The organism is Methylobacterium sp. EM32 (genome assembly GCF_040593685.1).
Classification (GTDB): Bacteria; Pseudomonadota; Alphaproteobacteria; order Rhizobiales; family Beijerinckiaceae; genus Methylobacterium.
In genome coordinates, this window is sequence record NZ_JBEXZS010000234.1 from 164,488 (window position 1) to 175,361 (window position 10,874).

Annotated in this window: 10 protein-coding genes; 8 read left to right on the plus strand and 2 right to left on the minus strand. The window is 70.4% G+C overall.

Translation table 11 applies throughout. The features are described 5' to 3' along the window. Positions 1-9 precede the first annotated feature (9 nt). Together ABZT49_RS29860 and ABZT49_RS29865 are read right to left on the minus strand one after the other, a co-directional pair. A complete protein-coding gene (locus tag ABZT49_RS29860; protein ID WP_355291611.1) occupies positions 10-930 on the minus strand; it encodes an NAD(P)-dependent oxidoreductase in 921 nt (306 codons plus the stop codon). Beyond that, positions 927-1,322, minus strand: coding sequence for a carboxymuconolactone decarboxylase family protein (locus tag ABZT49_RS29865; protein WP_355291613.1), 396 nt, complete (start codon positions 1,320-1,322; stop codon positions 927-929). The genes ABZT49_RS29860 and ABZT49_RS29865 overlap by 4 nt, the downstream gene beginning before the upstream one ends. A gap of 186 nt (positions 1,323-1,508) precedes the next feature. On the opposite strand from ABZT49_RS29865, the gene ABZT49_RS29870 reads away from it, so the two are divergent. The 8 genes from ABZT49_RS29870 (at position 1,509) to ABZT49_RS29905 (ending at position 10,629) form a co-directional block, all read left to right on the plus strand. After that, complete coding sequence (locus ABZT49_RS29870; RefSeq protein WP_355291615.1) at positions 1,509-2,459, plus strand: LysR family transcriptional regulator; 951 nt, start codon at positions 1,509-1,511, stop codon at positions 2,457-2,459. 101 nt (positions 2,460-2,560) lie between these two features. Continuing rightward, positions 2,561-3,682: an ABC transporter ATP-binding protein gene (locus ABZT49_RS29875; RefSeq protein ID WP_355291617.1), complete on the plus strand. Its 1,122-nt coding sequence runs from the start codon at positions 2,561-2,563 to the stop codon at positions 3,680-3,682. Positions 3,683-3,716: 34 nt separating this feature from the next. Then, positions 3,717-4,451, plus strand: coding sequence for an HAD-IA family hydrolase (locus tag ABZT49_RS29880; protein ID WP_093570704.1), 735 nt, complete (start codon positions 3,717-3,719; stop codon positions 4,449-4,451). 2 nt (positions 4,452-4,453) lie between these two features. Beyond that, a complete protein-coding gene (locus ABZT49_RS29885; RefSeq protein WP_355291619.1) occupies positions 4,454-5,755 on the plus strand; it encodes an FAD-binding oxidoreductase in 1,302 nt (433 codons plus the stop codon). Positions 5,756-5,786: 31 nt separating this feature from the next. Next, entirely contained in the window at positions 5,787-6,827 is a 1,041-nt protein-coding gene (locus ABZT49_RS29890; RefSeq protein ID WP_355291621.1) for an ABC transporter substrate-binding protein, read from the plus strand. A gap of 397 nt (positions 6,828-7,224) precedes the next feature. Beyond that, the gene (locus tag ABZT49_RS29895) at positions 7,225-8,094 is read left to right on the plus strand and encodes an ABC transporter permease (RefSeq protein ID WP_355291622.1); all 870 of its coding nucleotides are present in this window, start codon (positions 7,225-7,227) and stop codon (positions 8,092-8,094) included. A 1-nt stretch (position 8,095) separates the two neighbouring features. Beyond that, positions 8,096-8,890, plus strand: a complete 795-nt coding sequence (locus ABZT49_RS29900; RefSeq protein ID WP_355291624.1) for an ABC transporter permease — start codon at positions 8,096-8,098, stop codon at positions 8,888-8,890. Between the two features lie 17 nt (positions 8,891-8,907). Next, complete coding sequence (locus ABZT49_RS29905) at positions 8,908-10,629, plus strand: GMC family oxidoreductase N-terminal domain-containing protein (protein ID WP_355291626.1); 1,722 nt, start codon at positions 8,908-8,910, stop codon at positions 10,627-10,629. The last annotated feature ends 245 nt before the right edge of the window (positions 10,630-10,874 follow it).

Sequence of the window (10,874 nt, forward strand, 5' to 3'; positions counted from 1 at the left end):
CCCTCCTCGTCAGTCCCGCTCGGGAGCGGGCAAAGCTGCCAGGAACGCGTCGATCGCGGTGTGGTCGGCCTCCGCCCCGAGATCGGCCAGCGCGTCCTGCCAAAAAGCCGCGATCGTCCGCGACAGCGGCGCCGGGACGCCCTCGTGGCGCGCGAGGTCGTCCGCCGTGCGCAGGTCCTTCGCCATCAGCGCCATGGAGAACCCGGAGGTGTAGGATTTCGGGATCACGTAGGGCTTCAGCTTGACGTCGGTGGAGTTGTTGCGGCCCGTCGAGACGTTGAGGATGTCCGTCATCAGCGTCGGATCGAGGCCGAAGCTCGCGCCGATGCGCAGGGCCTCGCAGGCGGCGGTCAGGCCCGCGGCGGAGACGTAGTTGTTCAGCGCCTTCATGGCGTGGCCGGAGCCGACCGGGCCGGTCTCGAAGAGCGAGGTGCCGAGGCTCGCGAGGAGCGGCCGCACCGCGTCGGCGTGATCCCCGCCGACCATGATGGCGAGCGTCCCGTCGATGGCGCGCTTCACCCCGCCCGAGACCGGGGCATCGACGAGGACGATGCCCCGGTCGGCCAGGTCCCGCGCGAGGTCGCGGGTGCCGACCGGCGCCGACGAGCTCATGTCGATCACGATCGCGCCCGGGGCGAGGTGGCTGGCGATGCCCTCCGGCCCGGCGAGGACCGCGCGCACCGCCTTGCCGTCCGGCAGCATCGTCACGACGGCGCCCGCCCCTTCTGCGGCCTCCCAGGCGGAGGCCGCGGTCCGGCCCCCCGCCTGCGCGAAGGCCGCCGCGGCGACCGGGGACGGATCGAACCCGACCACATTCCAGCCCGCCGCGACGAGGCGGCTCGCCATCGGCAGCCCCATCTTGCCGAGGCCCAGGAAGGCGACGCGGGCGGATGACGGGTCGAGGCTCATGACGTTCCGTCCCACCGTCACGCCTTGTCCGAGAGGGCGCCCTCGGCCTTCAGGACCTCGTGCGCGGCCTTGAACGCCTCGAGGCCGGACGGGATGCCGCAATAGACGGTGGCGTGCAGCAGGATCTCCTTGATCTCCTCGACGCTGACGCCGTTGGCGAGCGCGCCCTTGACGTGCAGCTTGAGCTCCGCCGGCTTCGACAGGGCGGTCAGCATCGCGAGGTTGAGCATCGAGCGCGTCCTGCGGTCGAGCCCGTCGCGCGTCCAGGCGTAGCCCCAGCACCACTCGGTCGTGATGCGCTGGAACGCCATCATGAAGTCGTCGGCCTTGGCGAGGCTGCTATCGACGTACTCCGCCCCGAGCACCTCCCGGCGGACCTCGAGCCCCTTCTCGAACTGCTCGCTCTCGGCCATCGTGCCCTCCCCGGCGCGTCTATTTCCCCGGACGGTAGCAGGCAACCGGACGGAGATCGACGGGGGCGGACGGCGAAATCCCGCGCGCTCAACTGGGGATGGTGCCACCCGCGAGGATGCGACAGAACGGTCTCGATCGTCCCCGGTGAACCGCCCCTGCGCGGGGATGCAACGAGAGGCGAGATCATGAACCCGCTCCGCCGCATGCTGCCCTCCAACCACGCCCTGTTCGTGTTCGAGGCGGTGGCGCGCAACACCAGCTTCACCCGGGCGGCGGCCGAGCTGAACGTCACCCAGCCCGCCGTCAGCAAGGCGATGGCGCAGCTCGAGCGCCATCTCGGCGTGCGCCTCATCGACCGCTCGGCGGAGGGCCTCGCGCTGACGGAGGACGGGGCGATCCTCTACCGGAGGGTGGCGGACGGGTTCCGGGGCATCGAGGCGGCCCTGCGCGAGATCGACATCCGCCGCACCGGCATCGACACGGTCACGCTCTCCCTGTCCTCGGCTTTCACCACCCACTGGCTGATGCCGCGCATCAACACCCTGCAGGCGACGTTCCCGTCGGTCGATTTTCGCTTCCAGCTCATCCCCGGCGCGCTTGCCGGCCCGGTCGACGACGTCGATCTCGGCATGCGCTTCGTCGAGGGGCCGGACCTCGATCACGAGGCCCTGTTCCTGATGAACGAGGTGATGCTGCCGGTCTGCAGCCCAGCCTACCGCGCCGGACGGGGGGCGGCCCCGGAGAGCCGCACCACCTTCGTCAACCTCACCGCCACCTCGCCGATGTGGGTCGGCGGGGTCGATCCCGGGCCGGACTGGAACGGCTCGCGCGCCTCCCTCAATTTCTCCGACTACGCCGTCGTGCTGCAGGCCGCGTTGCTCGGCCAGGGCGTCGCGCTGGGCTGGATGAGCGTCGTCTCGCACTGGCTCTCGACCGGCGACCTCGTTCCGGCCGCCGACCGCGTCACCCGGACGGCGCGGGTGTGCCAGCTCATCCACCTGCGGTCCCGGCCCCTGCGCCGCTCCGTCGCTGCCGTTCGCGACTGGCTCGTCGCCGAGATGCGGGCCGACGTCGCGCGGGTCGACAAGATCTACCCGGAACTCGGGCTGATCCGGACCTGCTTCGAGACCTCATAACTCCTGGTTATGGCCCCGCAGATTATTTCGACATTGAACGAAGCCGCCACTTTTGTGAGCTTTCCCCGGTCGGCGACACCGGACGCGAAGGCAGCGCCACGATGGCAGCAGGATCGGACACGGGACTGACGCGCGATCCGTTCTCCGGCGGCAGCATCGGGGTGTCGATCCGCAACGCGACCCGGCGCTACGGCGCCTTCACGGCCCTCGACGACGTCTCCCTCGACGTGGCGCCAGGCGAGTTCCTCTCCCTGCTCGGCCCCTCCGGATCAGGGAAAACCACGTTGCTCGGCATCCTCGGCGGCTTCACGGTGCCGTCCTCCGGCAGCGTGCATTTCGGCGAGACCGACGTCACCTTCGTGCCGCCGCACAAGCGCGGCATCGGGGTGGTGTTCCAGAACTACGCCCTGTTCCCGCACCTGAGCGTGGCCGAGAACGTCGCCTTCCCGCTGCGGGCCCGGCGCGAGCCGAAAGCCACCTGGGGCCGGCGCGTCGCCGAGGCGCTCGCGATGGTGGAGCTCACCGGCTACGGGGATCGGGCGATCTCGCAGCTCTCCGGCGGCCAGCGCCAGCGGGTGGCGCTCGCCCGCGCCATCGTGTTCCGCCCGCGGCTGATCCTGATGGACGAGCCGCTCTCGGCCCTCGACAAGCAGCTACGCGAATCGATGCAGATCGAGCTGCGCCGCCTGCACCGGCAGCTCGAAGCCACCATCATCTACGTCACCCACGACCAGCGCGAGGCGCTGACGATGAGCGACCGCATCGCGATCCTGCGCGGCGGGCGCCTCGCCCAGGTCGACACGCCCGAGCGCCTGCACGACCGGCCGGCGAGCGCCTTCGTGGCGAGCTTCATCGGCGAATCGACCCTGGTGCCGGTGACCCGCTCGGGTGCCGACAGCGTCGCCCTCGGACCTGCCACCTTGAGCAGCGCCCGTCCGCTGCCGGAGGGGGCGTCGCTCCTCCTGGCGCTCCAGACCGAGAAGCTCATCGTCGCCGGCGAGACCGCGCCCGACGGCTACAACCGCCTCACCGGACGCGTCACCGATATCGTCTACCAGGGCGAGAGCCTGAAGGTCTTCCTCGCCCTCGACGGCGGGCCCGAGATCTCCCTGCGCCAGCCGGCCCACCATGCAGGGCGCAGCGCCATCCCGCCCGTCGGCGCGCCCCTCACCGCCCTCATCCATCCGCAGGACACGATCATCGTGCCTGCGGAACCGGCCTGAGCCCCCCATCCTCGACCCATCGGAGAGTCCCACCATGACCGCCCCCTCTCTCGACCAGTTCAAGGTCCTCACCTTCGACGTCGTCGGCACCCTGATCGACTTCGAGAAGGGCATCCTCGACCAGATGCGCGCCGTCTCCGGCCGCAGCCACGAGGAGTTGAGCGACGCCCGGATCTTCGCCTCCTATCTCAAGGGCCGGGAGCTGAACTACGAGCGGTCGAGCGAGGTCTTTGCGGATGTCTACCGCCACGTCGCTAAGGAATTCGGCTTCCCCAACTCGGATGCCGACGCCGACGCGTTCCAGCTCTCGGTCCTGCGCTGGCCCGCCTTCTCGGATTCGGTCGCGGCTCTGAAGCGCCTGCGCCGGCACTACCGCCTCGTGGCGATGACCAACGCCGATCGCTCGGCCTTCTCGTTCTACTCCCACACCCTCGGCAACCCGTTCCACGACAGCGTCACCTACGACGAGGCCGGCGTCGCCAAGCCCGACCCGCAATTCTTCGCCTTCAACCGCGGCCGCCAATCGGCCTTCGGCTACAAGCAGAGCGACATACTCCACGTCGCCCAGAGCCAATACCACGACATCGGCGTCGCCCGGGATCTCGGCTACTCGGTGTGCTGGATCGAGCGCCGCCAGGGACTCGCGGGCTTCGGCGGCACCCCCGAGCCGGCCCGCCTGACCACTCCGGACTACCATTTCCCGACGCTCGAAAAACTCGCCGACGCCGCCGACGCGGCCTTCGCCGCCGGCGCCCGGCAGGCGGCCTGACCATGACCGCCTTCCCGAAGCCTCCGGTCGCCTCGCTCTGGGCCGCCGGCGCGGCGCCGGCCGGACGCTTCGGGCCGCTCGATCGCGACGTCCAGGCGGATGTCGCGATCGTCGGCGGCGGCTATACCGGGCTCACGGCGGCCCTGGCGCTGGCCGAGCGCGGCGAGCGGGCGGTGGTGCTGGAGGCCAGCACGATCGGCTGGGGCGCGAGCGGGCGCAACGGCGGCGTCGTCTCGGCGAAGTTCCGCCCCTCGTTCCAGGCCATCGCGGCCAAGCACGGGATTGCGGTGGCCAAGCGCATGCACGCCATCGCGTACGCCTCCGTCGAGACCTTGGAGCGGCTGATCGCCGAGCACGGCATCGTGCAAGCCAACTACGCCCGGGTCGGCCAGCTCAAATGCGCCCACACGCCCCACACCCTAGCGGCGACGGTCGCCGACATGGAGTGGATGCGCCGCGAGATGAGCGATTCCTCGGTCCAGGAACTCTCCCGCGAGGCGGTGGAGGCCGAGACCGGCTCGAAAGATTTCGTCGGCGGCGTGCTCTCGGAGAAGGCCGGCGGCCTGCACCCGCTCAACTACGCGAATGGCCTCGCCCGGGCGGTGTCGGGCAAGGGCCTCGCGATCCACGAGGCGAGCCCGGCACTCCGCCTGCACCGCGAGGCGGGGGGCGTGCGGGTCGAGACGCCGGGCGGCTCGGTGCGGGCGCGCCAGGTGATTGTGGCGACGAACGGTTACACCGACCTCACCGGGGCGGCCGCCCCGTTGCGCACCCGCCTGATCCCGTTCCGCAGCGCGATCCTCGCCACCGCGCCGCTCTCCGACAACCTGCGCGCCGCGATCCTGCCGAGCCGGCGGATCTACGTCGAGACCCGGCGGATGATGCGGTGGTTCCGGATGGTCGACGACCGGATGGTGTTCGGCGGCCGCGGCGCCTTCGGGCGTGAGGATTCGGACGCCGCCTTCGCGACCCTGCACCGGGCGATGGTGCGCACCTTCCCGGCGCTCGCCGACACGGGCGTCGCCCATCGCTGGTCGGGCCTCGTCGGCATGACGCTCGATGCGTTCCCGCATGTCGGCCGGCTCGACGACCGGGTGAGCTTCGCCATGGGCTACAACGGCGCCGGGGTCGCGATGTCGAGCCATCTCGGCGGCCTCGCGGCCGCGTTCGCCCTCGGCGAGAGCCCGGACGTCGCGCTGCTCTCCACTGAGGGCTTCCAACCCGTCCCGTTCTACGCGTTGCGCGAGCCGGCGGTCCGGCTCGTCGCCGGCTGGTACCAGTTCCTGGACACGATCGGCCGCTAGGGCGCGGCTTTACAGCAGAGGGGAAGTCGAGATGGCGTCGCTGATTCGAACCACCGTCCTGGCCTGCCTCATCGGGACGGCCGCGCCTGCTTTGGCCGCCGAGCAGATCACCTTCGTGTCCCAGGGCGGCGCCTACCAGCAAGCCCAGACGGTGGCGATCCTCGATCCGGCCGCCAAGGCGCTCGGCATCACGATCAACCAGGACAGCGCTCCCGATGCCTGGCCGGTGATCCGCACGCAAGGAGCCACCGGCAAGCCGACCTGGGACGTGGTCGACACCCCGACCCAGGATTGCGTGCGCGGCGGCAAGACCGGGCTGATCGAGAAGCTCGACTTCTCGAAGATCCCGAACGCCGCCGCCATCCCGGCCGCCTACAAGACCGAATACTCGGTCCCCTACGAGTTCTATTCGAGCGTCCTGGCCTACAACAAGAGCAAGTACGGCAAGAACCCGCCGCAATCCTGGGCTGATTTCTGGGACGTGAAGAAGTTCCCGGGCGCGCGGGCCCTGCGCAACCACCCCTTCGCGACCCTCGAAGCGGCCCTGATGGCCGACGGCGTCGCGCCCGACAAGCTCTACCCCCTCGACGTCGACCGCGCCTTCCGCAAGCTCGAAGAGATCAAGCCGCATATCAGCGTGTGGTGGACCTCCGGCGGCCAGTCGGCCCTGCTGATCCAGGGCGGCGAGGTCGACATGGAGATGATCTGGAACGGCCGCGTCTCGGCGGTGATGGAGGCCGGGGCGGATGCCGACTACACCTACAATCAGGGCATCCTGCAGAACACCTCGCTCTGCATCCTGAAGAACGCCCCGAACCTCGCCACCGCGGTGAAGTTCGTGAACCAGGCGATCGACCCGAAGCTCCAGGCCAACCTGCCGCTCAACATCCCCTACGGCCCCGGCAACCCGGCGGCCTTCGACACCGGCATCATCCCGGCATCCCTCGCCGCCAAGCTGCCGAGCTCGCCCGACAACGCGAAGAAGCAGGCGGTGCTGTCCGCCGAGTGGTGGACCTCGGAGGCCGGCGACGCCGCCCTCAAGCGCTGGGCCGACTTCGTGCAGAAGAAGTAAGGCGCGTCGCCTCTTTGAACCCTCCCCCTCTGCGCAGGGCTGTCCGGAAAAAAGAAATGGCGCGCCTCCCCTCTCCCGTGTGGGAGAGGGGCCGTGGGGATCGAAGATCCCGCGTGAGGGTGGCTCGGCTTCCATATAAATCACCAAGCATCGAGCTGTGCAGCTCAACGGTTCAGGGTCATTGCGGCAGCCGAGCCACCCTGCGCGATCTTCGATCGCCCCTACCCCTCTCCAGGCGATACCGGGCAAGCCCGGCATCGCCTGGAGAGGGGATCCCGCGCTTGATTCTAAAAGGGGTTTTCCCCCGACAACCCTGCCCTCTACGGAGGAGGGTTCAGGAGCGCCATACTCCACCATCCGTCACCCAGCTGAGTCGATGCCCTCCGGACACCCCGCCATGACCCACCCCAACCCCGCCCTGCGGCGGTACGAGCGGCGCGAAGCCCTCCTGGTCCTCGGGCTGCTCCTCCCCGCCCTCGCGGTGGTCACGGTGCTGCTCATGGTGCCGCTCGCCTGGCTCGCGGTGCAGTCGGTTACCGCCGACGGCGCGTTCAGCCTGGAGCATTACCGGCGCTTCCTCACCGAGGACATCTACTGGCGCAGCTTCCTGCTCACCTTCCGCATCGCGCTCGTCGTGACGGTCCTGGCTCTGCTGCTGGGCTATCCGGTCGCCTACGCCGCCGCGACCCTGCCGCGGCGCTGGAGCGTCGTGGTGCTCGGCCTGGTGATCCTGCCGTTCTGGACCAGCGTCCTCGTGCGGGCCTATGCCTGGATGGTGCTGCTGCAGCGCCGGGGCCTCGTCAACACCGCGCTCCAGGGCTTCGGGCTCACCGACCAGCCGATCGCCCTCATCAACAACGAGTTCGGCACGGTCCTCGCCACCCTGCACATCCTAGTGCCCTTCATGGTGCTGCCGCTCTACGCCACGATGCAGCGCATCCCCCGGGACCTGATGCTCGCCGGCGCCAGCCTCGGCGGCGGCCCGGCCCACGTGTTCCTGCGGGTGTTCCTGCCGCTCTCGATGCCCGGCGTCGTCGCCGGCACGGTCCTGGTCTTCGTGCTGGCGCTCGGCTTCTACATCACCCCGGAGCTTCTGGGCGGCGGGCGCACCTTCATGGTGTCGATGCTGGTGAGCCGCAACGTCGAGATCTACAACCAGTGGGGCGCGGCCAGCGCCATCGGCGTGGTGCTGCTCGTCTGCGTGGCAGCGCTGTTCTGGCTCGCCTCCCGGGTGGTCCCGGTCGAGCGGATCATGGGAGCGCGCTGAGATGACCGCCTCCCTCCCCGCCCGCCTCGCGCTCGGCACCCTCGTCGCCCTGGTGCTGCTCTTTCTGGTCCTGCCGATCCTGATCGTGGTGCCGATGTCGTTCTCGAACGCGCGGTTCCTCACCTTCCCGCCGCCGGGCTACTCCCTGCGCTGGTACGAAGCGTTCTTCGGCAATCCGGCCTGGATGCAGGCGGCGCGGGTCAGCCTCGGAGTGGCGGTGGCCACCGCCCTCGGGGCGACGGTGATCGGCACGGCCGCGGCCTACGCGGTGACCTTGAGCGGCTCGCGCCTCGCCCGCAGCCTGACCGTGATCCTGCTCCTGCCGCTGATCGTGCCGATCGTGATCACGGCGATCGGCGTGTTCTTCGTCTTCGCCAAGGCTGGGCTGCTCGCCACGATGCCGGGGCTGATCCTCGCCAACGTCATGCTGGGGACGCCCTACGTCGTCACCTCGGTGCTGGCGGGCCTGCGCGGCTTCGATCCGGCGCAGGAGATGGTGGCGCGCAGCCTCGGCATGAACCGCCTGCGCGCCTTCTTCGCCGTCACCCTGCCGCAGATCCGGCCGAGCGTGGTCTCGGGCGCGCTGTTCGCCTTCATCTCGGCCCTCGACGAGACCGTGGTGGCGATCTTCATCGCCGGCGGCCAGAACCAGACCCTGACGAAGCGGATGTTCACGGCGTTGCGCGACGAGATCGACCCGACCATCGCGGCGATCTCCTCGCTCCTGACCGCCGCCTCGCTGATCGTGGTGGTGCTGGCGAGCCTCGCCGCCCGCAAATCGCGCGCCAGCGCATGACTTCCGCGCGCCGGCGCATGACCGCGATCTTGATCCTCGGCGGCGGCTCGGCCGGCTGCGTGCTCGCCGCGCGGCTCTCCGAGGAGCCGTCATTCCACGTCACCCTGGTGGAGGCGGGCTGCGACCTAACCGAGGCCACGATGCCGCCGGAGATTCGCAGCCGCTACCCGGGCCGGGCCTATCTCGACCTGCGCAACATCTGGCCGGCGCTGACCGCCCGGATGGGCGCGCCGGCCGGCAATCGACCGGAATCACTGGCGCCGCGGCGCTACGAGCAGGCGCGGCGCCTCGGCGGCGGCTCGGCGATCAACGCCATGATGGCGAATCGCGGCGCGCCCGGCGACTACGACGAGTGGGGCGCGCTCGGTGCCGAGGGCTGGTCGTGGGAGGCCTGCCTGCCCTATTTCCGCAAGCTCGAAGCCGACCGCGATTGCGACGGGCCGCTGCACGGTCGGCACGGGCCCCTGCCGATCCGCCGGGCCACGCAAGAGCAGCTCTCGCCCTTCGTCACCGCCACGATGCGCGCGCTGGAGGCGCAAGGATACCCGGTCGGGGCCGATCAGAACGGTCCCTGGCACGATGGGGTCTATGTCGGCACCACCGCGATCTCAGATGCCGGCGAACGGGTGCCGGTCTCGGTGGCCTATCTGACGCCGGCGGTGCGGGCGCGCAAGAACCTGGTCGTACGCACCGGCCTCCTCGCCGAGCGCGTGCTGTTCGATGGCGGGCGGGCGATCGGCGCCGCGGTGGCGCCGCTGGCCGGTGGCCCGTCCGAGACGCTCTCCGCGGACCACGTCGTGGCGGCGGCGGGCGCGATCCACAGCCCGGCGCTCCTCCTGCGCAGCGGCATCGGACCCGGATCGGCGCTCCGCCGGCACGGCCTGCCGGTAATCGCCGACCGGCCGGGCGTCGGCCGCAACCTGATGGAGCATCCCTCGATCGCAGTCTCGGCCTACCTGACCCGGGCCGGCCGGGTCCGCGACCCGAACGAGCATCACGAGCAGGCGATCCTGCGCTACACCTCGGGCCTGCCCGGCACGCCGAAGGGTGACATGCACGGCGCGATCCTGTCGCGGACGGGCTGGCACAGCCTCGGGCGGCGCATCGGCGGCATCTTCTTCTGGGTCAATAAGTCCTACTCGCGGGGGGAGGTCGTCCTCGCCTCCCCCGACCCGCGGAGCGAGCCGCAGGTCGATTTCCGCATGCTGTCTGATCCCCGCGACCGCGACCGCCTGGCGGACGCGGTCCGCCGCGGCGCCCGGGCCCTGCGCGACCCGGCTCTTGCGGCGCTGCGCGGCCCGGTCTTCCCAGCGAGCTACTCGCCCCGAGTGGCCCGGGCCGCCGCGCCGAAGCCCTGGCCGGCCGCACAGCGCGGGATTCTGTCGGGGCTGCTCGACCTTGCAGGCCCGGGCCGGGCAGCGCTGATCCACGGCCTCGTCACGCGCGGCATCACCCTCGACGGCCTCCTGGCCGACGAAAAAGCCCTGAACGACTTCGTCGCTGCCGAGGTTGGCGGCACGTGGCACCCCTCCGGCACCTGCCGCATGGGCGCGGTGGGCGACCCGATGAGCGTCTGTGACGGCGCCGGCCGGGTGCGCGGCGTCGAGGCCCTGCGCGTCTGCGACGCCTCCCTGATGCCGACGATCCCGCGGGCCAACACCAACATCCCGACCGTGATGATGGCGGAGCGCGTCGCCGACCTGATCCGGCAGGATGGCGCCGCACCATCCGTCCGCTAGCCCATCCACTCCGGCGACGCTCCACGGCTTCGGACAGTCGTGACCGGCGGGCAGGGGCGACAGCCTCCGCTTCGGGAGGCGAGGCCTCTGAACGCGACGAAGCCCGCTAAGCGTGAGCTCGGGCGGGCTTCGTCGTGATGATCGTGGAGAGGGAACGTATACGTGCTTGGCAGGTCTGGCGGTGACCGACTCTCCCGTGTCTTGAGACACAGTACCATAGGCGCTGGGGCGGTTAACGGCCGAGT

Bases quoted from the DNA above. Each gene is read 5' to 3' on its own strand.
- ABZT49_RS29895 (WP_355291622.1), top strand. From the start codon at position 7,225: ATGACCCACCCCAACCCCGCCCTGCGGCGGTACGAGCGGCGCGAAGCC.
- ABZT49_RS29900 (WP_355291624.1), top strand. From the start codon at position 8,096: ATGACCGCCTCCCTCCCCGCCCGCCTCGCGCTCGGCACCCTCGTCGCC.
- ABZT49_RS29875 (WP_355291617.1), top strand. From the start codon at position 2,561: ATGGCAGCAGGATCGGACACGGGACTGACGCGCGATCCGTTCTCCGGC.
- ABZT49_RS29885 (WP_355291619.1), top strand. From the start codon at position 4,454: ATGACCGCCTTCCCGAAGCCTCCGGTCGCCTCGCTCTGGGCCGCCGGC.
- ABZT49_RS29890 (WP_355291621.1), top strand. From the start codon at position 5,787: ATGGCGTCGCTGATTCGAACCACCGTCCTGGCCTGCCTCATCGGGACG.
- ABZT49_RS29870 (WP_355291615.1), top strand. From the start codon at position 1,509: ATGAACCCGCTCCGCCGCATGCTGCCCTCCAACCACGCCCTGTTCGTG.
- ABZT49_RS29865 (WP_355291613.1), bottom strand. From the start codon at position 1,322: ATGGCCGAGAGCGAGCAGTTCGAGAAGGGGCTCGAGGTCCGCCGGGAG.
- ABZT49_RS29905 (WP_355291626.1), top strand. From the start codon at position 8,908: ATGACCGCGATCTTGATCCTCGGCGGCGGCTCGGCCGGCTGCGTGCTC.
- ABZT49_RS29880 (WP_093570704.1), top strand. From the start codon at position 3,717: ATGACCGCCCCCTCTCTCGACCAGTTCAAGGTCCTCACCTTCGACGTC.